The sequence below is a fragment of the Brachybacterium fresconis genome (genome assembly GCF_017876515.1).
Lineage (GTDB): Bacteria > Actinomycetota > Actinomycetes > Actinomycetales > Dermabacteraceae > Brachybacterium > Brachybacterium fresconis.
The window spans coordinates 3,035,154-3,060,154 of record NZ_JAGIOC010000001.1 but is presented as its reverse complement, the minus strand read 5'-3'; the positions used below and the strand labels follow the sequence as shown (position 1 = coordinate 3,060,154).

The 25,001-nt window shown below is 69.2% G+C and carries 20 protein-coding genes; 7 read left to right on the top strand and 13 right to left on the bottom strand.

From position 1 onward, the window contains the following. Positions 1-21 precede the first annotated feature (21 nt). The 5 genes from JOF44_RS13705 to JOF44_RS13685 form a co-directional block, all read right to left on the bottom strand. Complete coding sequence (locus JOF44_RS13705; RefSeq protein ID WP_209892468.1) at positions 22-1,251, bottom strand: M20 family metallopeptidase; 1,230 nt, start codon at positions 1,249-1,251, stop codon at positions 22-24. Positions 1,252-1,405: 154 nt separating this feature from the next. Then, positions 1,406-2,095: an NUDIX hydrolase gene (locus JOF44_RS13700; RefSeq protein WP_209892465.1), complete on the bottom strand. Its 690-nt coding sequence runs from the start codon at positions 2,093-2,095 to the stop codon at positions 1,406-1,408. Between the two features lie 153 nt (positions 2,096-2,248). Further along, on the bottom strand, positions 2,249-3,241 hold the full coding sequence (glpX, locus tag JOF44_RS13695; RefSeq protein ID WP_209892462.1) for a class II fructose-bisphosphatase: 993 nt from the start codon (positions 3,239-3,241) through the stop codon (positions 2,249-2,251). 129 nt (positions 3,242-3,370) lie between these two features. Continuing rightward, positions 3,371-3,589 carry a hypothetical protein gene (locus tag JOF44_RS13690; protein ID WP_209892459.1) on the bottom strand — a complete coding sequence of 73 codons (219 nt, stop codon included), beginning with the start codon at positions 3,587-3,589 and terminating at the stop codon, positions 3,371-3,373. A 149-nt stretch (positions 3,590-3,738) separates the two neighbouring features. Next, positions 3,739-4,821: a LacI family DNA-binding transcriptional regulator gene (locus tag JOF44_RS13685; protein WP_209892456.1), complete on the bottom strand. Its 1,083-nt coding sequence runs from the start codon at positions 4,819-4,821 to the stop codon at positions 3,739-3,741. A gap of 201 nt (positions 4,822-5,022) precedes the next feature. On the opposite strand from JOF44_RS13685, the gene JOF44_RS13680 reads away from it, so the two are divergent. Genes JOF44_RS13680 through JOF44_RS13670 form a run of 3 tightly spaced genes read left to right on the top strand, consistent with a single transcriptional unit; the run spans position 5,023 to position 8,348 of the window. After that, the gene (locus JOF44_RS13680; protein WP_209892453.1) at positions 5,023-6,042 is read left to right on the top strand and encodes a Gfo/Idh/MocA family oxidoreductase; all 1,020 of its coding nucleotides are present in this window, start codon (positions 5,023-5,025) and stop codon (positions 6,040-6,042) included. Beyond that, positions 6,039-6,830, top strand: coding sequence for a TIM barrel protein (locus tag JOF44_RS13675; protein ID WP_245348947.1), 792 nt, complete (start codon positions 6,039-6,041; stop codon positions 6,828-6,830). Before JOF44_RS13680 ends, JOF44_RS13675 begins: the two co-directional genes overlap by 4 nt. A 51-nt stretch (positions 6,831-6,881) precedes the next feature. Then, the gene (locus JOF44_RS13670) at positions 6,882-8,348 is read left to right on the top strand and encodes a sugar porter family MFS transporter (RefSeq protein ID WP_209892450.1); all 1,467 of its coding nucleotides are present in this window, start codon (positions 6,882-6,884) and stop codon (positions 8,346-8,348) included. A gap of 142 nt (positions 8,349-8,490) precedes the next feature. Here the strand turns inward: JOF44_RS13670 and JOF44_RS13665 are convergent, their stop codons facing one another. Next, positions 8,491-8,940, bottom strand: coding sequence for a DUF2871 domain-containing protein (locus JOF44_RS13665; protein ID WP_209892447.1), 450 nt, complete (start codon positions 8,938-8,940; stop codon positions 8,491-8,493). A gap of 145 nt (positions 8,941-9,085) precedes the next feature. Continuing rightward, positions 9,086-10,366: an MFS transporter gene (locus JOF44_RS13660; protein WP_342591784.1), complete on the bottom strand. Its 1,281-nt coding sequence runs from the start codon at positions 10,364-10,366 to the stop codon at positions 9,086-9,088. Between the two features lie 196 nt (positions 10,367-10,562). Here JOF44_RS13660 and JOF44_RS13655 point away from each other — a divergent pair, with 196 nt between their 5' ends. Both JOF44_RS13655 and JOF44_RS13650 read left to right on the top strand, forming a co-directional pair. Beyond that, positions 10,563-11,498 (top strand): aldo/keto reductase, encoded by a 936-nt coding sequence (locus JOF44_RS13655; protein WP_209892441.1) that lies wholly within the window; start codon positions 10,563-10,565, stop codon positions 11,496-11,498. A gap of 286 nt (positions 11,499-11,784) precedes the next feature. After that, positions 11,785-12,825 carry a Gfo/Idh/MocA family protein gene (locus tag JOF44_RS13650; protein ID WP_209892438.1) on the top strand — a complete coding sequence of 347 codons (1,041 nt, stop codon included), beginning with the start codon at positions 11,785-11,787 and terminating at the stop codon, positions 12,823-12,825. Between the two features lie 23 nt (positions 12,826-12,848). On the opposite strand, the gene JOF44_RS13645 is transcribed toward JOF44_RS13650, so the two are convergent. The 3 genes from JOF44_RS13645 to JOF44_RS13635 all read right to left on the bottom strand — a co-directional run bounded on the left by JOF44_RS13645 (position 12,849) and on the right by JOF44_RS13635 (position 15,340). Continuing rightward, on the bottom strand, positions 12,849-13,205 hold the full coding sequence (locus tag JOF44_RS13645) for a hypothetical protein (protein ID WP_209892436.1): 357 nt from the start codon (positions 13,203-13,205) through the stop codon (positions 12,849-12,851). Between the two features lie 313 nt (positions 13,206-13,518). Then, on the bottom strand, positions 13,519-13,647 hold the full coding sequence (locus JOF44_RS13640) for a putative transporter small subunit (RefSeq protein WP_209892433.1): 129 nt from the start codon (positions 13,645-13,647) through the stop codon (positions 13,519-13,521). Between the two features lie 58 nt (positions 13,648-13,705). Continuing rightward, positions 13,706-15,340 (bottom strand): sodium:solute symporter family protein, encoded by a 1,635-nt coding sequence (locus tag JOF44_RS13635; protein ID WP_245349472.1) that lies wholly within the window; start codon positions 15,338-15,340, stop codon positions 13,706-13,708. Positions 15,341-15,953: 613 nt separating this feature from the next. On the opposite strand from JOF44_RS13635, the gene JOF44_RS13630 reads away from it, so the two are divergent. Further along, complete coding sequence (locus tag JOF44_RS13630; protein WP_209892427.1) at positions 15,954-16,847, top strand: ATP-grasp domain-containing protein; 894 nt, start codon at positions 15,954-15,956, stop codon at positions 16,845-16,847. 148 nt (positions 16,848-16,995) lie between these two features. Here JOF44_RS13630 and JOF44_RS13625 read toward each other — a convergent pair whose 3' ends face one another. Beyond that, complete coding sequence (locus tag JOF44_RS13625) at positions 16,996-18,369, bottom strand: copper amine oxidase (protein WP_209892424.1); 1,374 nt, start codon at positions 18,367-18,369, stop codon at positions 16,996-16,998. A gap of 180 nt (positions 18,370-18,549) precedes the next feature. Continuing rightward, entirely contained in the window at positions 18,550-23,244 is a 4,695-nt protein-coding gene (locus JOF44_RS13620) for a choice-of-anchor G family protein (RefSeq protein WP_281067097.1), read from the bottom strand. Positions 23,245-23,481: 237 nt separating this feature from the next. Here JOF44_RS13620 and JOF44_RS13615 point away from each other — a divergent pair, with 237 nt between their 5' ends. After that, the gene (locus JOF44_RS13615) at positions 23,482-23,646 is read left to right on the top strand and encodes a hypothetical protein (protein WP_209892418.1); all 165 of its coding nucleotides are present in this window, start codon (positions 23,482-23,484) and stop codon (positions 23,644-23,646) included. Positions 23,647-23,925: 279 nt separating this feature from the next. Here JOF44_RS13615 and JOF44_RS13610 read toward each other — a convergent pair whose 3' ends face one another. Beyond that, positions 23,926-24,987, bottom strand: a complete 1,062-nt coding sequence (locus JOF44_RS13610; RefSeq protein WP_209892415.1) for a LacI family DNA-binding transcriptional regulator — start codon at positions 24,985-24,987, stop codon at positions 23,926-23,928. Between the last annotated feature and the right edge of the window lie 14 nt (positions 24,988-25,001).

The window sequence follows — 25,001 nt, the reverse complement described above, 5'->3', positions numbered from 1 at the left end:
GGCGGACGAGGCCCGACGCGATCAGCCCCGGGCTGCGACTCCGGCGCGGTGGGCGCTCTCGAGCTCGGCGGCACGGGAGCGCATTGCAGCGCGCTGCGCGGGATCGGCGGCGACGGAGCGGACCACCCGGGCCAGTGCGATGGCGGCATCGTCCATCAGGCGATACCCCTCCGCGCTCGCGGCGTCCGCCGCGAACTCCCGCGTGTGCAGGGCGGCCTCCGCGCCGGTGATGCCCACGAAGGGGTGCAGGCCCGGCACCCGCTGGGACACGTTGCCCATGTCGGTCGAGGCGTTGCTGATCCCGAGCGAGCCGTTCAGGGGACGGCCGAGTGACGCCATCGCCTCGTTCCACGCGGTGCCGAGGACCTCGTCCTGGACCAGCGGCTCGTAGATCGGCTCGGAGGCGCCGATCTCGAGCGTGCAGCCGGTGGCGACGGCACCGGCCTCGAGGCAGGCGACCAGCTGGGTGCGCAGGCGCTCGAACTCGGGCATGGTCAGCGCTCGGCACTCGAGGTCGACCACCGCGGTCTCCGGAACGATGTTGGTGACACCGGATTGCTGCGGGACCAGGGCCAGGCGCTGGCCATCCTTGATCCGCTGGCGCAGCAGACCGGCGGCGACCTGGGCGATCACGGCGGCGTCGTTCGCGTTGATCCCGTCGGCCGGATTGGCGGCGGCGTGCGCACCCCGGCCGGTGTAGGTGGCGCGCCAACGGCCGACGGCCTGGCTGCCCGAGCCCAGCACGTCGTAGGTGTCGGTGTGCGGCGTGGGGTGGGCCATCAGTGCGAGGTGGACGCCGTCGAAGACGCCCCGGTCGATCAGCAGCTGCTTGCCGCCGCCGTGCTCCTCGGCGGGGGTGCCGATGACCTGCAGCGTCACATCCAGCTCGTCGACGAGATCCGCGAGGGCGAGGGCGGCGCCGAGCGAGGAGCCGGCGATCAGGTTGTGCCCGCAGCCGTGGCCGATGCCGGGCAGCGCGTCGTATTCCACGCACAGCACGGCGACCAGGGAGCCGGTGCCGATGGTGGCGCGGAAGGCGGTGGGCAGTTCGGCGAGCCCGCGCTCGAGGGTGAAGCCGGCGTCCTCGAGCAGGTCCGCGCACCGGTCGTGGGCCCGGTGCTCGGCGAAGGCGAGCTCGGGGTCGGCGTGGATCGCACGAGCGACGGCCAGGACGTCCACGCGGCGGTCCGCGTAAGCGGCCGCGATCGCGGCCAGCTGGCGTTCAGGGGGTGGGGCGGGGTCGGTGGTCACAGAGCGATCCTGCCATGGGCGGCCCGGGAGCGGCCGGGTGCCCCGGACCGCCCGGGATCGTCCTCGGCCGCGGGGAGGCACCTGTCGGGCGCAGGCGATGGCGTCCCGGGTGAACGGTTCGTCGTCCGCATGCCGCCCGTCGGCCGCGAGCTGGTTACTGGCCGGAGCGCAGCAGGGGCGGGACCAGGGCGGAGCCGGCGCCTGCGCTGTACAGCCGGGCGGGACGGCCGCCGGTGGGGGCGGCGTGCTTGTCCAGCTCGGCGAGGAAACCCTCGGTGCGCGTGGCCTTGCGATGGAAGTTGCCGGCGTCCAGCGTCGCGCCCCACACGCTCTCGTAGACCCCGCGCAGCTGGGAGATCGTGAACTCCTCGGGCAGGAAGGTGACGGCGAGGGTGGTGTACTCGAGCTTGGCGCGGGCGCGCTCGACGGCGCAGCCCAGCACCGTGGCGTGGTCGAAGGCGAGCTCGATCCCGGTCAGATCCTCCACGCTCCACCAGCGGGCGTCGGCGACGTCGTCGCCGCGCTCGGGATCCGGCAGATCCGCGCCCAGGGCCATGAACGCCACGGAGACGACGCGGGCGCGCGGGTCGCGGTGCGGGGTGCCGAAGGTGCGCACCTGCTCCAGGTGCACGGCGCCGCTGCCGAGGGAGGCCTCGTCGGACAGCACGCGGTAGGCGGCGTCCTCGAGGTCTTCTTCGTACTCGATGAATCCGCCCGGGAGCGCCCAGGCCCCGCGGTGCGGTTCGTCGTCGCGCTGGACGAGCAGCACGTTGAGGGCATCGTCCCGCAGGGTCAGGACGATGAGGTCGACGGCGACGCGGATGTCTTCGACGGAGGAGGCCATGGACTCACCCTAGGACCGGTTATGGTCACCCTGACTCCTGGTGCAGTGCGGGTCACAGCGTCAGGCCGTGCGGCATCCCTCACATCAGGGAATGACCTGCACCGTCATCGTCCTGTGCTCGATCGCTCAGCAGGCCGTCACCGCGACGACCCGTCACTCGGCGATCCAGCGCGCCCACTTCTCCGGCCGGTGCTCGGCCTCGATCATGCGCACGGTGCCCGAGGCGGAGCGCATGACGATCGACTCGGTGATGATGCGCCCGCCCTCGTAGCGCACGCCGCGCACCAGGTCGCCGTCGGTGATCCCGGTGGCGGTGAAGTAGCAGTTGTCCGAGGTGACCAGATCCGAGGTGGTCAGCACCCGCTCCAGGTCGTGGCCGGCGTCGACCGCCTTCTGCCGCTCCGCGTCGTCGACCGGGGCGAGCCGCCCCTGGATCATCCCCCCGGTCGCCTTCACCGCGCAGGCGGCGATGATGCCTTCCGGGGTGCCGCCGGTGCCCAGCAGCATGTCCACGCCGGCGCCGCGGGCGGCCGCGATCGCCCCGGCGACGTCGCCATCCATGATGAACTTGACCCGCGCTCCGGCCTGGCGGATCTCCTCCACCAGCGGCTCGTGGCGCGGGCGCTCCAGCACGCACACGGTGACCTGGCTGATGGGCTTTCCCTTGGCCTTCGCGACCAGGGCGATGTTCTGGGCGACGGGCAGGCGCAGGTCGACGAACTCGGCGGCCTCGGGCCCCACCACCATCTTCTCCATGTAGAACACGGCCGAGGGGTCGTACATGCTGCCCTTCTCCGCGACGGCGAAGACCGACAGGGCATTGTTGTACCCCAGCGCGGTCAGGCGGGTGCCGTCGATCGGGTCGACGGCCACGTCCACGTGGGGGCCGGAGCCGTCGCCGACGCTCTCGCCGTTGAACAGCATCGGCGCCTCATCCTTCTCCCCCTCGCCGATGACCACGGTGCCGTCCATCCGCACGGTGTCCATGAAGGAGCGCATGGCGTCGACCGCGGCGCCGTCGGCCGTGTTCTTGTCCCCGGCTCCGACCCAGCGGGCCCCGGCGATGGCGGCCGCCTCGGTCACGCGCACCAGTTCGAGGGCGAGGTTGCGGTCAGGAGCGGTCGAGGGGCTGGAAGTGCTGGTCATGAGGGCCTCCGTCATCGTCGTCGGGGTCGTGGCGTCCCACCCGGGCGGACCGGCGATCCGGCCGGGCGGCACGGCCGGTCGGACCGGCGGCATGGCCGGGCGCGGCGTGCCGTGCGGGTCCCTCGGACTCTACCCGGCGGGCGGGCCGGCCCGGAGGAACAGCAGGTGAACGGTGCTGCGGGGTGCCCTGCCGGGCGTCGCCGCGAGTCCGTCGACGAGGAGGGGCACGGTGCCCAGGAAGTCGTCGAGGAGGGGCACGGTGCCCAGGAAGTCGTCGAGGAGGGGCACGGTGCCCAGGAAGTCGTCGAGGAGGGGCACGGTGCCCAGGAAGTCGTCGAGGAGGGGCACGGTGCCCGGGAAGTCGACGCCGTTGCGCGCTGTGCTTCCCTTCGTGGAAGCACAGCGCACAACGGCGGCTCGAGATAACGGGCACGAGGTCATGTGGCACGTGACGGAGTCGCTCAGCGGCCGGGCAGTCGGACGCCAGAACTGTCCCGTCACACGCTCCTGGGTGGGCCCGTAGTCATCCGCACGACGAGTGTCGTGGGGATCCGAAGGCTCGAGACTTCGGGCGAACGGCGGGGGAAGCTCGTCTCCGACGCCCCGGGTGCCAGGCCCACCTCCCGGGGACGCACACCCCCCTCGAACTCGTCGACGATCCGGGAGACGGCCAGCTCCACCGCCGCCTGCCCCATGGCCTGCGTGTCCTGTGCGATCGTCGTGAGCTGCACGTAGGAGCGGCCAGCGATCTCCGAGTCGTCGTACCCGACCACGGAGATGTCGTGAGGGACCCGGACGCCCCGGCGCACGAAGACGTCGAGCATGCCCAGGGCGCTGCGATCGTTGAAGGCGATGACCCCCGAGGGGAGTTCGTCCCGCTCGAGGAGAGCCACCGCCAGCTCCGCTCCCGAGACCTCGGTGGATCCACCCTCGACGATCTCGCCGATCGCTCCCGACTTCTCCGCGGCAGCAGTGAACCCCTCGTTCCGCTCGTCGGCGCCGGCGGCACCGGCTGAGGTCGCGAAGACCACGTCGCGATGCCCGAGCTCGACGAGATGCTCTACGGCGAGCGCGATCCCCTGCTCGTCGTCCGAGGAGACCCAGTCGAGCTCCTGCCCCATGGAGCGGTTCGCCACGACCAGTGGAATGCCGGATGCCACCTCGCTCAGCTCCTGCGACGGCAGGCGACTGCCCAGCGAGATGATCGCTCCGCACCGATACGCCACGAGATCGTGCAGGGCCGCTCCTTCACCCCTGCTGGGCGTTACCGCGGAGAGGACGATCGAGTGCTCCGTGGACACGACCGCGGCATACATGACGTCCAGGAGTTTGTGATGGAACGGCTGCTGGGTCTCGAAGCACACGCCGATGTCCATCGACCGTCGGGCCCGGAGCAATCGTGCGCGCTCATCCCGGACATATCCGATGCGCTGCGCGGCGTCGAGCACGCGACCGCGGGTCGCCTCCGAGGCGCCGACGGCACCCCGGACCACGATCGAGACCAGCGCCGTGGACACTCCGGCCTCCTGCGCGACGTCGCGCATCGTCGGGCGGCGCCCCGGGGAGGGTGGAGGAGTCATGCGACCAGGATATCCGGGCCGCGTTCCGCCATCTGTCGACCCTTGTCCTGACAAGGCCGGAGCCGTATGCTCACATGCACACCAGACTAGAACGTACTAGTAGAACGTACTAGCGCCAGGGTGCGGGCGTCTCCGGGCGCCGCCTCCGGCAGCGGGGAGACCCCTGCCGGACGACACCACGACTCGACGAGGAGAATGCACATGGTCAACATCGCCGTCATCGGCACCGGAAGGATCGGGGCCCACCACGTCCGGGCCCTCAGCCAGGACGTCCGCGGGGCGCAGGTCGTCGCCGTCGTGGATCCGGCTCGGGACCGGGCAGAAGCAATGGCCGACGAGTTCCACGTCCCGCACGCCCTCGGAGAGATCGACGACGCGCTGCAGCTCGACGATGTCGACGCCGTCGTCATCGCCACCCCGGTCCCGACGCACCTCCCGCTCATCGAAGCCGCCGCGGCCCACGGGAAGCACACGTTCACCGAGAAGCCGATCGGCGGCGACGTCGAGGAGGCACGGCGCGCCGCGGCAGCTGCCGAGTCCGCCGGGATCGTCTTCCAGGTCGGTTTCAACAGACGATTCGCCGAATCATGGTCCCGCGCCCACGACCTCGTGACGGCAGGCGCCGTCGGGACGATCCACCGTGTCCACTCGGTCACCCGTGACCCCGGGCCCTTCACCGGGGAACCCTCACGCATCAGCCCAGGAACAGTCTTCCAGGAGACTCTCATCCATGACTTCGACACCATCGGATGGTTCCTGGGCGACGCCCGTCCCATGACGGTCTATGCGGCCGCCGATGCGCTCGTCGCCCCGGAGGCGAAGGACAGCGGATTCCTCGACAGCGCAGTCGTCACGATCCGTTACGACAACGGGGCGATCGCCACCGCCGAGGCCTCGTTCAGCGCCAGCTACGGTTACGACCTGCGCGGAGAGGTGTTCGGCTCCTCCGGCATGGTGCAGATGGGCGAACTGCCCAACTCCGCGGCCAGGCTCTTCACCACGGACGGCATGCATGCGACCACCGACGGCATCGACACCGTGCGCTTCCATGACGCGTACGTCGCCGAGTTCGAGTCGTTCATCCGGGCGATCGAGGGCGACCATCCGAACGGACACCGCCCGGTGGGAGCCGACGGCGTCGCGGCGCAGGTGCTTGCGGAAGCTGCAATCCGATCCCATGCGCAGCAGCGGGTGGTCGAGGTCGAGGAGGTCCTGCGATGAGCAGCCCATTCACGCTGGCCGTCTGTGCCGACATGCAGTTCACCGAGCTCCCGCTCGTCGATCGCGTCCGCCGCATCGGCGAGTACGGATTGGCCGCGGAGATCTGGGACTGGTCCCGGCCCGAAGTCGACCTGGAGGCGATCGCGGCGACAGAGGTCCCCATCGAGTCGATGACGGGATACCTGCAGGGGAACCTCACGGAGGACGACGGCATCGATGACTTCCTCCGCACCGCGGAAGAGTCGGCCGTCGCCTCCCAGATCCTCGGAGCGCCCCGTCTGAACATCCATGGGACCGGATTGGACCCGAAGTGTATCCCCGTGAGGCCCGTCGAGATCGTCACGGGCGAGATGTGGGCACGGGCGGCGCGCACCCTGGGGCACCTCGCCGAGATCGCCGAGAAGCACGACGTCGTGTATCAGCTGGAGAACCTCAATCTCCTCATCGACCATCCGGGGACCCCCTTCGCGCGCCCTCAGGACGTGCTCGCCCTGGTCAGGACCGTCGGCTCCGAACGTCTTCGCATGAATCTCGATCTCTACCACGCACAGATCGGCGACGGGAACCTCATCGAGACCTGCCGTGAGTGCCTGCCGTGGGTCGGGGAGATCCAGGTCGCCGACGTGCCCGGACGCTGCGAGCCGGGCACCGGGGAGATCTCCTATCGAGCGATCGCCCTGGCTCTTGCCGAGGCCGGGTACACCGGCACCGTCGCGCTGGAGGCGTCTCCTGCGACGACGCCGGGCGCCGCCGTCACCACTTTCGTGGACACCTTCAGCAATCTCTGACTTCTGACCAGCCCCTCGAGGCCACCTCGCGACGTCACGAAAGGACGACCGATGAGCACTCCCTCTGCCGGCAGCGCCGCCGGCCCGCGCACGACCGCTGCCGGACCAGGCGCGGGACCCTCCACCCCACCGGCGAAGAAGAAGAGCATCGATGCCGTGGTCGCCGTGGCGACGCTCGGAGCCCTCGCCTTCGGCTTCGACACCGGAGTGATCTCCGGGGCCATCCCGTTCCTGCAGCTGCCGGCCTCCCAGGGCGGTCTCGCGTTGGATTCCACGCTGGTCGGCGTCGTCACCTCCTCCCTGGTCCTCGGAGCGGCCATCGGCGGTCTGCTCTCCGGGCGGCTCTCCGACTCCTACGGACGGAAGCGGACCCTTCTCGTCATCGCAGTGCTCTTCGTCATCGGCGCTCTCGGGACCGCGCTCGCTCCGAACGCCGGCGTGATGGTCGTCTTCCGCGTCGTCCTGGGCCTTGCCGTCGGCGGGGCATCTGCGGTGGTCCCCGTCTTCATCGGAGAACTCGCCCCCACCCATCTGCGAGGTCGATTGGTCGCGAGGAACGAACTGTTCATCGTCATCGGCCAGCTGTGCGCGTACTCGAGCAACGCCGTCCTCGCCTCGGCGATGCCGGACAATCACCACACCTGGCGGTTCATGCTGGTGCTGTGCACCCTGCCCGCCATCGGCCTCTTCCTGGGCACGTTCTACCTCACCGAGTCCCCGCGCTGGCTCATCGACCGCGGACGTCCTGACGAAGCGCGCACCGTTCTCTGGCAGCTGCGCTCTGATGCCGGTCCCGCGCAGATCGATACCGAGATCGAGGAGATCGCGAACCACTCCCGGAAGATGGCCGCAACGGGCGACGGGGACATCACGGGGTACCTGCGCTCCCCGTGGGTGCGCCGATTAGCGTTCATCGGCATCGGCCTCGCCTTCCTGTCCCAGATGACCGGCGTGAACTCAGTGATGTACTACGCGCCCTCGATTCTCATCGATACCGGGATGGGCGCTCAGGCCGCGATCATCTCGACCGTCGGCAACGGCGTCGTGTCCGTCCTGGCGGTCGCGATCGGTTCGATGGTCCTGCTTCCGCGATTCAATCGACGGACCCTGCTGTTGACCGGACAGATCGGCGTCACCCTCGCCCTCACCCTGATGGGCCTGAGCTTCACCGTGCTGCCCGAGTCCGGTGTCCGCAGCTACCTCGTCCTGGCCTTCATGATGCTCTTCCTCGTCTTCATGCAGTGCTTCGTCGCGGTCATCTTCTGGCTGCTGCTCGCGGAGATCTTCCCCCTCCGGGTACGCGGAAAGCTCATGGGTGCCGCGGTGTTCGCCAACTGGATCGCGAACTTCCTCGTCGCCCTGGTCTTCCCTCCGCTCCAAGCCGTGCTGCACGGAAGCACCTTCTTTGTGTTCGCCGCGATCAATCTGGGCACCATCTTCTTCTACTGGCGATTTATCCCTGAGACGCGAGGGAAGTCGCTCGAGCAGCTCGAGGAGGAATTCCAGAGCCGCTCCTGAGCGCTTTCGACCACCAGGGGCCGAGGTGGAGCAATCGACGCCGTTGCGCGCTGTGCTTCCCTTCGTGGAAGCACAGCGCGCAACGGCGGGTCGGGCAGCGGGAACGGCGGTGGAATCACTGCCGAGAAGGGGTCATCGAGGCTCAGGCGGTGACGGCCTGCTTCGCACCGGCCGAGAGGCGGTCCTTGATCCCGCCGCGCAGGGCGAGGAACAGGGCCACCAGGGCGACGGTCAGGAGCATGTGGCCGAGGCCCGCGATGCCGGGGATGGCGGCGCTGGTGGTCGTCGGGTCCTGGCCGTCGAGGGTGAGGATGCCGCGCACGGCCTGCATCGCCACGGTGATCACCAGGCCCACGTTGTAGGTCCAGTAGAAGACGGTGAAGGAGCGCCGGCCGGTCAGGGAGAAGACGGCGTCCAGACCGAGGACCAGCAGGAACATGACCATGCCGAGGACCAGCAGGTGGGTGTGCAGGGTGTTCAGCTGGGTGTGGGTGCCGATGGTGTCGGTGGCCTTGGTGAACTCCCGGTAGAAGAGTCCGGAGGCGAGGCCGAGGATGATGTAGGCGAAGGCGGTGTTCAGCAGTCGTGTCATGTCTTCGACTCTAGGAATCACGCGTGACCAGGGCATCAACCGAATGATGGAGTGTGGTGGTGGTCCGCGCCACCACGGCGGTCACGGCGCCCACGGGGCTCATCGCGACCGTCCGCCGTCCGAGCCGGCCGCCCTGTGAGCGCGATCAGCTCGGCTCGTGGACGCGGATCTCCTGCGGAGCACGGACTGCGCGCAGATGCCAGGACCACAGGGCGGTCCCGAGGACCGCGAAGCAGAGCGCCGTCAGGGCGAGGACCTGCAGACTCGCGGTCACCAGAGGCGCGACCACGCCGGCCAGCAGCGCATTGAGCACCAGCCCGAAGAAGGTGCCGAGCGAGGCGGCGGCGCCGCGCTCGTGGGGGAACAGGTCCAGCACCTCCAGCTGGATCGGCGCGAACAGCAGCGCCACCGAGAAGGCGATCAGCATCGGTCCGCTCACCGCCAGCAGCAGCGACCAGCTGAGCCCGCCGGTGAAGGGCGGCGCGATGCTGACCAGCAGCAGGTTCAGGCCGGTCGAGAGCACTGCGCCGACGAAGCCGATCGTGATCAGCCGGGCACGGTCCATCACGTCGGCGGCGCGACCCACCAGCCAGGCCCCGGAGGTCATCCCCAGGATCAGCGGCAGGAACAGCACCCAGAAGTCCTGCTCGCCCAGGCCCAGCAGGCGCACCACGACGATCGACGCGCCGGCGATGAATACGAACTGGGAGGCGAAGCCGAAGGCGGAGGCGGCGGCCACACGCAGCATCACCGGCGAGCGTCCCACGTGCAGCAGGGATCCCAGCAGCGAACCCACCCGCAGAGGGGTGCGAGCCTCCCGCGGCAGCGTCTCCGGCAGCCGGGTGGTCGCCACCAGCACCAGCAGCCCGTACAGGCCCACGCCGGCGAAGACCCACCGCCAGTCGCCGAGCAGCAGCAGCCACCCGCCGAGGATGGGGGCGATCGCCGGGGCGACCGAGAAGATCATCATCACGCGGGCCATCAGCCGCTGGGCCTCGGACCCGGAGAACATGTCACGGATGACCACGCGCGAGACGATGGTCGCCGCCCCGGCGCTCATTCCCTGCATCACCCGCAGCAGGATCAGGCTCCCCAGGGTCGGGGCGAGGACGGCGCCGAACATGCCGATCAGGTAGATCGTCAGTCCGCCGATCATCACCTTCTTGCGCCCCAGGGCGTCGGACAGCGGCCCGTGCAGGACCGACATGATCGCGAAGGCCGCGAGATAGGCGGAGATCAGCTGCTGCAGCGCGATGTCGTCACCGCCGAACTCGTCGCCGATGCGGACGAAGGCCGGGAAGACGGTGTCGATGGTGAAGGGCCCGATCATCGCCAGCGACGCGAGGGTGAGCGTGATCCGCGCTCCCGCCTTCTGCCGGCGCGGGGCCTCCGCCGGGACGTGGGAGGAGGGGAAGGGAGTGGTCACCTGGTCCACACTAGGCAGATCCGCCCGCGCGGCACATCCTCGTCCCGAGGGATGGAAAGCGTTCGCTGGACGGGACCCTGCGCACGCTCCTCCTGCGCGCGTCAGGGGCGCGGCGTGCGGCCGACGGGCATAGGCTCGACCTCGGCGCCGCCACCCGTGGGCGTCGTACCACTCCCCCAGCGACCAGAGGCCTTTCATGAAGCACTTCGCCATGCCGCACACCGACATCTCCGCGCCGAACGTGGTGCTGGGGCTGATGCGCATCGCCGAGAAGTCCGACGACGAGATCCGCACCCTGGTGCGCACCGCCCGGGACGCCGGCATCGACTTCCTCGACCACGCCGACATCTACGGCGGATCGAAGCACCGCTGCGAGGAGCGTTTCGCCCAGGCCCTGCAGCTGACGCCCTCCGAGCGCGACCAGGTCACGATCCAGACCAAGGCCGGGATCGTCCCCGAGGGCCCGTACTTCGACTACTCCTCCGAGCACCTCATCGAGTCCGTCGAGGGCTCGCTGCGGGCGCTGGGCACCGACCGCATCGACATCCTGCTGCTGCACCGCCCCGATCCCCTGGTCGAGCCCGAGGAGGTCGCCCGCGCCTTCGACGAGCTGCACGCCAGCGGCAAGGTGCGCCACTTCGGTGTCTCCAACCACACCCCGCGCCAGATCGACCTGCTGGCGAAGCACCTGAACCAGCCGATCGTCGCCAATCAGCTGCAGCTGTCGATCACCCACTCCACCTTCATCGCCCAGGGCGTCGCGGCGAACATGCAGGGCACCGACCAGGCGATCGTTCGCGACGGCGGCGGCATCCTGGACTACTGCCGCCTGCACGACATCACCGTGCAGGCGTGGTCGCCGTTCCAGGCGAAGTTCTTCGACGGCGTGTTCCTGGGTCACCCGGAGTACGCGGAGCTGAACGCCGTCATCGATCGACTGGCCGCGCAGTACGAGGTCGCCCCCGAGGCGATCGCGACCGCGTGGATCACTCGCCACCCGGCGCAGATGCAGGTGGTCCTCGGCACCACCACGCCGCAGCGCGTGGCCGATTCCGCCGCCGGCTCCGAGATCCCGCTGACCCGGCCGGAGTGGTACGAGCTGTTCCGGGCGGCCGGGTGGATCGTGCCCTGAGCCGCTCCCGCTCCTGAGCCACCCCGCCCGGGCCGCCGGACGATCCGCCGACCCGGCTCCACCGCCCGGTTCGGTTGCCCGGCCCGCCGCCCGGCTCCCGCGGCCAGACCCCCGCGGCCCGGCTCGGTGGCCCGGCTCCCGCCGCCCGGCCGACGGACCAGGTCCCGGTCTCCCGTCGGCAGGCACCGCGCGGCAACCTCTACCGTGAACTGCGCGGACCGGCAAGGATGAGGCGGAGACTCTTTCCACCCACATGCCGCACCGCAGCGGCGAGGAGGCGCAGCACATGGCCCAGCGACGTATCGGCCTGGTCGGCTACGGGGACGTGTCCGTCGTCCACGTCGGAGCGATCGAGGCGATCGACGGCCTCGAGCTCGTCGGCATCGCCGACAGCGATCCCGCAGCTCGCGAACGGGCCGCCGCCGAGACCGGCCTGCCCACGTATCCCACCGCCGAGGAGCTGATCGACGCGCTGGGACCGGACGCCGTGCATGTGACAACCCCGCACGACCAGCACGTCGGCCCCTCCCTGACCGCGCTCGAGCGCGGCGTGCACGTGCTGCAGGAGAAGCCGCTGGCCCACAGCCTCGCCGAGGGCTCCCGCCTGGTCGACGCGCTGGGCTCGATGACCGCACCGCGCGCCGACGGCGGTGCGGGCGCGGCGAAGATCGGGATCTGCTTCCAGAATCGCTACAACCGGGCCAGCCAGGAGCTGTCCCGCCTGCTCGCCGGCGGGGAGCTCGGCGCGGTCCAGGGCGCATGGGCCTCGGTGGTGTGGAGCCGCACCGCCGACTACTACGCGGCCAAGCCGTGGCGCGGTCGCTGGGAGAACGCCGGCGGCGGCCTGCTGATCAACCAGGCGATCCACACCCTCGACCTGGTGCAGTGGCTGATCGGCCCGATCGAGCGCACCGAGGGTCTGGTCTCGCAGAAGAAGTTCGCGGGCGTCGTCGAGACCGAGGACACCGCGGACCTGGTGCTCCACCACGCCTCGGGGGCCACGACCACCTTCTACGCCACGCTCACCGCGCCGGTGGCGCGCCCGGTCGAGCTCGAGGTCGCCACCGAGAACGCCTACCTCGAAGTGCGGTCCGGGCGCGGCGGCGGGCTCACCGTGCGCTGGACCGACGGTCGCGTGGACACCTACTCCGACCGGGTCGCGACCGCGGGAGGCCGGGCCTACTGGGGCGTCTCCCACGAGCAGCTGATCCGCGACTTCTACGCGTCCCTGGACGGCCCCGAGCCGTTCTGGATCGGACCCGGCGAGGCCATGGCCTCGCTCGAGATCCTCAAGGACGCCTACGCGAACAGCGGCGTCGGGAACTGACGAGGACCGACCCGGCACCCGGGTCAGCAGATACCGCCGATGATCCCGAATCCGCGCAGAGCGTGCACCACGGCCAGGAGCACCAGGACACCGGCCATCAGGTGCACGACCCACTGCCTGATCGGGTAGCGGCGGGGTTGTGACACGCGACGGGAAATGCCGATCCCGGCGCACAGCAGGCACACGACCGCCGCGATCATCGCGGCGTAGTCGTGATAGGTGCAGGTCTCGACCCCGCCCATGGTCGAGGTCGTCCACGAGGTGAACTGCACGAAGAAGCCGAGGAGCCCGACTCCGAGGCCGACGAACAGCGGGACGGGGACGTCCTTGGCCTTGAGCGTGGGGGCAGGCAGCGGTGGCCGTGAGTTCGTCGTCGTCATGGTCTCTCCTGTGATCGGGCCGGGTCCGGCATCCATCCGGTGGTCTGTTCACATTCTTCGGCAGAGGCCTCTACGGGTCGATGGGGAGGACTGCCCTGGGCAGAACTCCCCATCGGCCGTTGCTCAGGAGGGCCCGCGCCGACCTCACGCACGACGGCGCCCGCCGTCCCCGGGAACGGGGAGCGGCGGGCGCCGTCGTGGTGCCGGAGCTGCGGTGTGCGCCGACCCGGGGCCTGCCGACGTGCTGCGTCGGTCAGGGCCCGTCATAGCCGGTCAGGGCCTGTCAAGACCCGTCAGGACCCGTCAGGACCGGTCAGATGATCGAGCGGCCCTCCTTGCGGGCCTTCCTGATGTCCTTGGCGAACCCGCCGGTGATGGCGGCCAGCACGCCGAAGACGATCACCGGCCACATGAGCACGTACGTGGTCAGCAGAGCAGTCATGGCTCTCTCCTTCTGTTGGGTGGGCGACGCGGCGGTGCCGCGTCGGGAGACGGACGGGTCAGCGATCGGTGGAGTCGGCCGCCTCGGGGGCCGGTTCCGGACCGTCGGACGCCACCTCGGAGGGCTCGTCCTCCTCGTCGAAGTCTCCGGTGACCTTGCGGATCACCGCGAAGTCGAAGTCCTGCTCGGAGCGGACGCTCATCAGATAGCAGACCAGGAACGAGACCGAGTAGGCGACGAGGGAGCCGGACAGCGTCTCGTAGTCGCGCAGGTAGCCGAAACCGAACGGCAGCACGACGACCGTCGCGATCGCGCCGACGATCACGGCGGGCCGCAGGCCGAAGAAGCCGAAGGACATGATGCCCAGCACCACGCCGACCCCGATGATCGCGAGCAGCTCGACGAACAGCGCCCACGGCCCGACCAGCGGGATCAGCGCGAACCGCACCGGCAGGAACACGACGAGCGCGGCGATCACCGAGACGGTGAAGGCCTTGTTGGTGACCTTCTTCCAGTAGAACGAGGCGATGACCGGGAAGACCAGGCAGCCCCAGAGCGCGCCGACGAAGACCAGCAGGTCCAGGATGTTGAACTTCGCCGTGGCGAAGTACAGCGCCGCGGCGGTCGCCACGACCATGGTGAGCCGGCCGATCAGCAGCATCTTCTTCGGATCGGCCTTCTTGCGGCCGACGGACTGGCCGTAGATGTCGGTCATCACGATCGAGCTGAGCGCCGAGAGGTCGGAGTCCGCGGTGGAGGACAGCGAGCCGATGATCATGATGAAGGCCAGCGCGACCAGCCCGACGGGCAGGTAGGTGCCGACCATCTGCGGCATCAGGTTGTTGACGTCGCCGTTCATGGGCTCGATGCCCAGGTACAGGGCCATCACGCCGAGCATGCCGATGCCGATCACGGTCGCGCCGTAGCCGATGGTGGCGGTGATGAAGGTGGGCTTGATGAGGTCCTCGCGCACCGCGAACAGGCGCTGGGCGATGGTCTGGTTGCCGATCGCGTAGGCCAGCACCGCGGCGATGTACGGGGCGCCCTGGTTCATGAACGCCTCGGAGGAGAAGAAGCTCTCCTGCGCCGGAGTGACATGGCCGGCGGCGACGCCTTCGGCGAACATCGGCGGACCGCCGACGACGAAGAAGACGGCCGGGATGATCACGACGGCCGCGCCGAGCATGGCCATGACCTGTGCGAAGTCGGTCAGCACGGAGGCGCGGAACCCGGACCACAGGGTGTAGAGCAGCACGCCGCCGGCGATGATGACGATGCCGTTGCCGAAGCTCATCGGGGAGAGCATCGCGATGAGCGCTCCTCCGGCGATGAAGTTGGAGGTCAGCGAGATGACCGAGCCGAGCACGTTGGAGCCGGCGAGCATCAGCTGCGAGGAGCGGCCGTGGCGGGCGTACATGACCTCGGCAAGGGTGTGCGCCTTGGGGGCGACCTTCCGGATCCGCTTGCCGAAGGGGTAGATGAACAGGATCATCAGCGCGCCCCAGAGCCCGTAGTGGATGGGGCCGGAGACGCCGTAGGTGTACCCCGCGGTCACCGAGGCGTACATCGAGGACGCCCAGATCCAGGTGGCGGTCATGGATGCGGCGGAGACGCCGAAGCCGATCTTGTTGCCGGCGGTCATGTAGTCGTCGGCGTTCTCCTTCTTGCGGGAGATCACCACGGACATCCACATCGTGCCGCCGTAGAACAGCAGCAGGAGGACGATGACTCCGATGGTTCCGAGCTGGGAGATCTCTCCAGTAGGCGCGGGCGGCACTACGTACTTCCTTTCATCGCGGGCATTCCGGTCTCTCGCAGCCGGTGCGTCGCGACGTGGACGCGATGGCGCGCTGACGTCAGGGGTTCCCTTCAGCGGGCCACCGGCAGACGGCCCGGAGAGCGCGTGCCGTCCGACGTCGACCCGGGCGGCGCCTCGCACCTGCTCCGGGGATGTCCCTCTCGACGGTTGCTGCAGATCCCGTGCTCCTCGCGGAGACCGGTCCTGCGCATCACCAGCGCCCATAGGGCCGCATAGATACTCGCACACTAAGAACCTGATAGCCACCTGGGGGCACCCGTGAACGCTCACCCGCACAGGTCAGAGCGCTAAAAGTTTTTGTCGGACAAGCAGATTCCAGTTCTGTCAGCTCCCGGCGCATGGTGATGCAGCGCACAGCATGCCCAATAGTGCGTGGCTCCTGCGCCGCCCCGAGGGCCTGGACCCATCGCCCCCGTGCACGGGCAGCGATCCTCCTGCGAACGCCCCCGTCGGCGTCGGAGCCCATGGCGTTGCTAGGGTCGCGGGCATGACCCGCATCGGCCTCGTCGTCACCGATCCCACGACCTTCATGGCGGCCGATCCGCACCTCGATGCGGCACCGCTGCGCGAGGCGCTCCGGCATCGGGGCGCGGACGCAGAGCTCACCATCTGGCATGACGAGTCCGTGGACTGGGCGGCCTTCGACCTGCTCGTGCTCCGCAGCCCCTGGGACTACGCCGAGCGGCCCGCGCAGTTCGAGGCCTGGCTGGAGCGGGTCGGCGCGCTCACCACCGTGCTCAACGACCCCGAGCTGGTGCGGTGGAACATGGACAAGCGCTATCTCGCCCAGCTCGAGGAGGCCGGCGTCGCCGTCGTGCCCACGAGCTACCACCACGAGATGTCCACCCTCGAGGCCGAGCTGTCCTCCGAGGAGCCCTCGACGCCGCACGTGGTCGTGAAGCCGAGCGTCGGGGCGGGGGCGCGGCACACGGGACTGTTCGCCCGCGACTCCCCCGCCGCCCTGGAGCTCGCTCGAGCGATCCTCGCCGAAGGCGGCGTCGTGATGCTGCAGCCGGAGGTGCCAGAACTCTCCGAGGGCCGGGAGAGGGCGCTCTATGCGGTCGACGGGCAGGTCACGCACGCGATCGCGAAGGGAGCGCTGCTCGAGCGCGGCGGGGGCCTGCGCGGCGGCACCTACCAGGAGAACCCCGTGGTCCTCGAGGCGACCGCTCGGGAGCAGGAGTTCGCCGGGCAGGTGCTGGATGCGGTCGGCGAGGTCTCCGGCCTGCCCATGCCGCTGTACGGCCGTATCGATACCGTCGATTCCGCCGCGCACGGGCTCGTGCTGCTGGAGGCGGAGCTGTTCGAGCCCCTGTTCAATCTGCAGCTCGTCCCCGAGGTGACCGAGATCTTCGCCGACGCGATCCTGGCGCGGGTCTGAGGTGCACCGGACCGGGGCACCCGGCGGCGGCTGATGGGAATGATCAACGCCCCTTCCGCACCATAAGCACCATAAGGGCTCGATCTTCACGTGCGGGGCTCCAGCGCGGACAGGGCTGGCTGATCATCCCCTTCATCACCCCGGGGCCTCACCCCGTGGGCGACTCGTGCCACTCGGAGTCCGGGACCCCGTTGACTTCTTCGTGTCCTTCCGGCACGTCGAACCGCTGGGCCGTCAGGTCACGGGGCAGCAGGGAGAATCCCTGCCAGTGCATCTCCATCGGAGACTGGTCCTCGTCACGGGGCACGTGGTGGAATCCCACCGCCACCCAGGAGACGACGTCGTCGAGAGTCTCCTCGGCACCGCTGTCCACGAAGTCCTCGACCCCGCCTCCGCAGTCGCCGGTGTTCTTCACGGCGAACCGCTCGCACTCGTCATAGTTGGTGAAGGCGACGTCGTAGCCGCTCTCGTGGTCATGGGCGTGCCTCTCCGCTCCGGCATCGGCGAGGACATCGGAGAAGACGAACGAGTCGGTCTTGGCCATCTCGATCTGGTAGGAGATCGGGTGTCCGTCCTCGTTGAGGACGTCGGGGTTCAGCACCCGCCACCAGCGCCGGTCCTCCCATTGCGCGGTCGTGGGGTTCGTGAGCGGGGTGAGCTCCCCCGTGAGCTTCGCCGATTCATCCCCCATGTCCCCGGTGCGCTCGGCATCGAACTGCTCGACCTGCATCCCTGCGTCCCCGCCGAGGGCCCAGTTCACGCGCCAGACCGCGTTGTGCGAATGGCTGGTGGAGTGCTCGTCGTCCCCCACGTCCCACCCGTGCTCCTCGTCGCTGTAGTCCACGGGCGAGAGATCACCGGTCGCGCCGAGCTGCACGTCGATCGAGCCATCGGCACCGAAGGTGTACTCGGTGATGTATTCGTACCAGCCGACGCGGGACACCGTGAAGATCTGCAGATCCGTCTTCCGAGTCGCGGCAGGGGCGACGGCGTCGCTCGAATGGTAGGACACGCCGCCGTCGACCTCGGAGGAGCACAGCACGCCCCGGGTCTCCGTCTCGCCGTACGTGCCGTCACCGATGTTCGGGACGTCCGCTTCGAGAATGTTCCCGGTGCACACGTCGTCACCGAGAGTTTTCATCTTGGTGCCGCCGAATCCGGATTCGGTGATGTCGTGGGTATTGCGCCCGCCGTCGTCGTACGGCACCTCGAGCTGCGAGAGCGACAAGGAATCGATCAGGCTGATCGGCTCCCCGTCCGGCGCGGTGAGATGGATGTCGGAGACCACGAGGCCCATGTCCGGGTCGATCGACCAGCACATCGACCACGTCGCACCGCTCGAGAGGGACTTCGAGAGCTCCTGCCCGTCGCCGCAGTCCAGCTCGGCCGCGGTCGCAGCGGGCGCGGCCGGCTCCTCGGGGGCGTCAGGCGCGGGCCTCAACGGTCCAGCGGCCACGACCCAGACGAGAATGGTCGCGCAGACGACCAGAAGTGCTGCGACGGCCCAGCGGCGTCTATTCATCGGCTCTCTCTCTGCAACCTGGTGGTCCAGACTCTGCAACCTGGTGGTCCAGCTGGTGGTCCAGGCATTGCCGACCCCGCATCGGGGCCAGCACTTCGACTTCGATGGGACAGCGGAATGGTGGCGGCCCGGTCCGGGCCGCCACCATTCCTGTCTACTGCCTCATCGGATGGTGTTCACTCACACCTTCCGCTGGTGGCGCGTGATGAGGACAGCGGCACCGGCGATGGTGAGCAGCGAAGCGATCGCTGCCACCGGGAGAGCGTCGAACCCGGTCTGCGCCAGGTCGCCGTCGGTACCGGTTCCGGAGCCCTCACCGTCGTCGCCCGCTCCGACATCGGAGGACGAGTCGTCCCCGTCGTCTGAGCCGCCGCCGACGGTCGAGTCGTCGTCACCGCCCGGTGCCGGGTCGCCACCGGCCTGGGACTCGGTCACGGTGATGGCGTCCGAAGCGGAGTTTCCATCACCATCGGTCACGACCAGCTCGTAGTCCCCGGGGGTGACATCGGAGGAGATGACGACCTCGCTCGCGAAGCCGCAGTCGTCACCGACCTCGATCTCCACCGTGGCTCCGACCGGGTTGCCCTCGGCATCGACGAGCGCGACCGTCGCGTCGCCGGGAGCGAAGCCGCTTCCGGACACGGTCACCGTTGCACCGGCTCCGGCGGAGCTCGGCTCGATCGAGACGGTCTGGTTGCTGACGCAGGAGCCTTCGCCCGGAGTCACCTCGACGGTGTCCGTGGCCTCGGTGCCCTCGGCGTCCGTCGCGGTGACGGTGTAGCCCTCACCCGGCGTCGCATCCTCCGGGATCGGGAGCACCGTGCCCTCGGGGAAGGCACCGTTCCCATCCGTGGTCACCATGACCGGATCGCCGACGGCATTGCCCTCGGCATCGGCCAGCTGTACGGAGACCTCGGTTTCCGGAATCCAGCCCTCGGAGACCAGCTCGGACTCGCTGCCAACAGCCACCGGGGACGACGCGTCGATCGTGGCCTCGGCCGAGTCGTCCGGGACGATCTCGAACGTGTCGGTCGCTTCGTTGCCCTCGGGATCGACCGCGGTGATGGTGTAGCCATCGCCCGGCGTCGCATCCTCCGGGATCGGGAGCACCGTGCCCTCGGGGAAGGCACCGTTCTCATCGGTCGTGACGGTGACCGGATCGCCGACGGCATTGCCGTCCGGATCGGTCAGCTGCACCGACACGTCCGTGTCCGGGGTCCAGCCATCACCGGTCAGAGCGGACTCCCCACCGGCCGGAGCCGGCGAAGCGTCCACCAGCGGCGCGTCGGCCGCGATGACCTCGAGCGTGTCGGTCGCTTCGTTGCCCTCGGGATCGACCGCGGTGATGGTGTAGCCATCGCCCGGCGTCGCATCCTCGGGGATCGGGAGCACCGTGCCCTCGGGGAAGGCACCGTTCTCATCGGTCGTGACGGTGACCGGATCGCCGACGGCATTGCCCTCGGCATCGGTCAGCTGCACGGAGACCTCGGTGTCCGGGGTCCAGCCATCACCGGTCAGAGCGGACTCCCCACCGGCCGGAGCCGGCGAAGCGTCCACCAGCGGCGCGTCGGCCGCGATGACCTCGAGCGTGTCGGTGACCTCGTTGCCCTCGGAGTCAGCCGCCGTGACCGTGAAGGCACCGGGCTCGGCGCCCTCGGGAACCGGGAGCGAAGTGCCCTCGGGGAAGGCACCGTTCTCATCGGTGGTGACGGTGACCGGATCACCGACGGGATCGCCCTCGGCATCGGCCAACTGCACCGACACGTCCGTGTCCGGAGCCCAGCCCTCGGACTCCAGCGTGGACTCATCGCCCACGCGCACCGGCGAGGACGCCTCCAGGCTCGCCTCGTCGGCCGAATCAGCCGGCGTGACCTCGAGCGTGTCGGTCGCCTCGTTGCCGTCAGGATCCGTCGCGGTGATGGTGAACCCATCGCCCGGCGTCGCATCCTCGGGGACCGGGAGCACCGTGCCCTCGGGGAAGGCACCGTTCTCATCGGTCGTGACGGTGACCGGATCGCCGACGGCATTGCCGTCCGGATCAGTCAGCTGCACCGACACGTCCGTGCCCGGAGCCCAGCCTGCCGATTCCAGGGTGGACTCGCCACCGGCCGGAGTCGGCGACGAAGCATCCAGCGAGAACAGCTCGGCATCGGCCGCGACGATCTCGATGGTGTCGGTCGCCTCGTTGCCCTCGGAATCGACCGCGGTGATGGTGTAGCCATCGCGCGGCGTCGCATCCTCGGGAACCGGGAGCGAAGTGCCCTCGGGGAAGGCACCGTTCTCATCGGTGGTGACGGTGGCCGGATCACCGACGGGATCGCCCTCGGCATCGGCCAGCTGCACCGAGACCTCGGTATCCGGAGTCCAGCCCTCGGACTCCAGCGTGGACTCATCGCCCACGCGCACCGGCGAGGACGCCTCCAGGCTCGCCTCGTCGGCCGAATCAGCCGGCGTGACCTCGAGCGTGTCGGTCGCCTCGTTGCCGTCAGGATCCGTCGCGGTGATGGTGAACCCATCGCCGGGAGTCGCATCCTCGGGGACCGGGAGCACCGTGCCCTCGGGGAAGGCACCGTTCTCATCGGTCGTGACGGTGACCGGATCACCGACGGCATTGCCGTCCGGATCGGTCAGCTGCACCGACACGTCCGTGTCCGGAGCCCAGCCATCACCGGTCAGGGCCGACTCCCCACCGGCCGCAACCGGGGAGGAGGCGTCCAGGCTGGCCTCGTCGGCATCGGCCTCGTCGACCTCGACGGGAGCCGGGATCTCAGCGCCGTTGTCATCCGAGACGATCGCCTCGTAGTCGCCCGGCTCGGTCCCCTCGGGAATCGCCACGCATGTGTCGGCGGGCAGGTTGCCCTCCTCATCTGCGACAGCGGTCACGGGGTCTCCGACGGGATTGCCCTCGGCGCTGGTCAGCTGGATCGAGACCTCGCTGTCCGGGATCCATCCGCCGGAGGTCACGACAGCGCACTCACCGGGAGCGGCAGGCGAATCGACCTCGGCATCAGGGGCGTAGACCGTCAGGTCCGACTCACCGGTGTTCCCGTCCGGGCCCTCGCCGACGACGGTGTAGTCGCCGGGTTCGGTGCCCTCGGGAACGGTGAGGCAGGTGTCGGCCGGGATGTTGCCCTCGGCGTCGGCCGTCGCGGTGATCGGGTCACCGACAGGGTTACCCTCGGCGTCCGTCAGCTGGAAGCTGACCTCGCTCTCGGGTGCCCAGCCGCTGGAGGTGATCTCCGAGCACTCACCGGCCGGAACCGGGCTCGAGGACTCGACCACGGGGTCGCCGGCGGCGAGATCACACGCATCGACCCGGACACCGGCATTCCCGATGCCCATACGTGAGGTGCCGTCCAGGACGCCGATGCTCAAGGCTGACACTTCCAGTCCCGACGTCACCTCCGTGCCGTCCGGCATCTCGCAGGTCTGGACCTCCTGGTGGTTGATCTGCACCGAGAACAGGTTGTTCGCGATCAGCTCGAGGAAGGGATCCAGAGCGGCGCGCACCGGGACGGTCATCAGGTCCGTCTTGATGGTGGTGAACGCCTCGTAGATCACGCCCTCCGGGTTGGTGATCATGTCGTTGATCGGAGTCATGATCGGACCCATGGCGGTCATCGCGCCCTCGAGGGTCGCGCAGGTCGCCGCGCCCGTGATGCCACCGGGGGTGCACTCGAAGTTCGTGACCTCCCCGGCCAGCGTCATGTCCCACGAGGCCGTCGTGCCGTCCGGGGCGGACACCGAGGAGCTGATGCTCACGCTCTCCAGCGAGTCCATGGCGGTCCCGACGGAGAGGTCGACGGTCTCGTCGATGACGTCGTGCACGCTGCTCGCGATGAACGGGTAGGTCTCGTCATCGATGAGCTCGGTGTTCGGGTTCTGGTTGTTGATGCCGACCGGCCGATCGATGAGGCCGTCATCGTTGCCGCCGATCCGGCCCAGGTCCACCACGACGGTGCCCTCGCCGAGATTGATCCCGGCGAGGCCGTCATCCGTGGCGATGGGGCCGAGGAGTGTGGCGTCGAGGACGTCCTCCTGGAGCGTGCTGGAGACCTCGGTGTCCACCGAGAGACCGGGTACCGGCAGTGCGCTGGTCAGGTCGAGGCTGTCGTTGATGGTGTCGGTGACTTCCTGCTCCATCTGCCCGGCTGCGTCGCTGAGTCCGTCGCCGGCAGCCTGGACGGCCGGGGAGTGGAGTTCGAGCTTCATGTCGCCGACGCGGTACTGGCCCATCTCGCCCACGGCGTCGGGGTCCTGGAACTCACCGTTGACCGACTCGACCCATGCACCGCCGAGCCCGAAGCTCAGATCGGCCTGATCGATCATCTGATCGGTGACCGTGTCGGCCCCGCTGGCCTTGGCGATGGACAGCAGATCGATCCGGGCCGTGCCGAAGTCACCGTCCGTGCCATCGAGAGTGAGCCCGCCATCGGCCCCGGCGACACCGGTGATGGCCTCGCCGTTCTGACCGTCCGTCGCGGTCGACCGGCTCTGGATCGTCCCGACCTCACCGAACTCGAGGAACTCATCGAGAGGGATCTGGTATCCGGAGCCGAAGTCGACGACCTCGCCGCCGCCGATGGCGCCGTTGAACGCCTCGGTGTTCGGGCCCGGGTTCGAGGCGGAGCCGGCCTGGGACTGGCCGAGACCGATGATGTCCTCGTCCGCGAGCGACATGCCCGCGACGCTTGCTTCGGATTCCGTCGGTTCGTCGGGGTAGGTGTTCAGGCCGAGGGCCGACGCGGGGCCAGCGGTCAGAAGAGCCCCTGCCACCCCGAGTGCTGCACCCCGAGCGACCCGCTGTCGCCAGGCTCGCCGCCTTCGTGGTGGTGGGGGTGGTTCGACGAGTCGTCCTCGTTCGGGATCGAGCATGGTCTCCCTCTCTCGCGCGCCGTCAGCCGGGCATTATTTCGCTGACGATCACCCAGGGAAGGAACGAATGAATTCACGTCTTCCCGATCGTCAACACGTCCAGCCAACATTAAGCAAAGAGACCCGTCAAGGGTCGGCATGCCTTTTCCTGAGAATTTGCTCAACGCGCGCGCTACATGACCTTCGAGCGCCCCGCAAGGGCTGTCCATGTCTGGTGCACAAAAGGACAGAGTGGCCATGACCTGGAGCATCGCCCTCGTCAAGGCCGCCGGCGGCCTGGCGAAATGGTCATATCCGTCAGGTAACGACCCGGTAACAAACCCGTTGTCGACCGAAAAAGTCCGTTTTGTCCGTCATGCAGTCGACGCCCCGGCAAAAAGACTCCCCCGGTGTCAAATCTGAACAGATCGAACCGTATGCCCGAAATGGGTCGCTTGTTGTGACTTCCCTATTCCGGCACAATTGTTGAAAAACAATCGTCAGCGCCTCACGCCCCGTGGACACCTGGGGTGATTCTTGCGCGGGAGCTCGACGACGCGGCGAAAGGACCCGTCCGACCTCGGCGGACTCCATCCGGGCCACGCTCCCCCGGAGCGCACAGTGCATCCCCCCGCAGAAGCGCTCCTGCGATCCTTCGTCGACGCCCTCGTGCTCGCGCTCCCCGCGCGCCGGAGTGGCCCCTCAGCCCTTCGTGGCCCGGGCCCCTTCCACGGCCCGAGCGGTCGACTCGCGTTCGATCAGCTGGGTCTCGAGCTTGAAGGGGTGGGCGAACAGTCCCGGGTCCGAGGACAGCGCCAGCAGGCGCTCCACGGCGACCTGGCCCATCGAGAACAGCGGCTGGCGCACGGCCGTGAGCTGCGGGTGGGTCCAGCTGGCGATCATGGTGTCGTCGAAGCTGACCACGCTGAGGTCCTCCGGGATGGAGACCCTGTGCCGGCGGGCGGCCCGCAGCACGCCGACCCCGAGGGTGTCGGCCACCGCGAAGATCGCCGTGGGCGGCTCGGACAGGCTCAGCAGCGTCTCGGCGCTGCGCTGACCGTCCTCGTAGCTGAAGCTGCCGTGCTCGATGAGCGCGGGGTCGACGGGTATCCCCGCCTGGGCGAGGGCGCTGTGGTAGCCCTGGACGCGCTGGCGGGCGGGGACGGATTCCTCCGGGCCGCCGATGATGCCGATCCGCCGGTGCCCGAGGTCCAGCAGGTGCTGGACGGCACTGTTGCCTCCCTCCCAGTTGGTGGCGGAGATCGCGACGATCCCCTTGGTGTCGGGGCCGATCGTCACCGGGTCGATGGCGATCAGCGGCAGCTTGAGGTCGCGGCTCCAGCGAGCGTGCTGGGGGCCGACCGGCGACGTCACCGCGATGAGACCCTCCACCCCGCGGGCGGAGAGGTCCGCCATCATCGCCCGGGTCGGGCCCTGGTAGCCGGGGCCGCGCTCGTCCACGCTCATCACCAGCAGGTCGACGTCGGCCCGCCGGGCGGACTGCTCCGCGCCCTCGAGCACCTGGAGCGCGTAAGGGCTGGTGAGGGTGTCGAAGTGGATCATGACCGAGCGTCGGTGGTCCGTGTCGCGCCGTTTGGGCTGGTAGCCGAGCGTCCGCGCGGCGGCGGCGACCTCCTCGCGCGTCGAGTCGCGCACGTCGGCCCGGCCGTTCATGACCTTCGAGGCGGTCGCGAGCGAGACCCCGGACCGCTCCGCGACGTCCTTCAAGGTGACGCGACCCTGCCGCGAACCGTCCTCAGGCATGTCCACATCCTCCC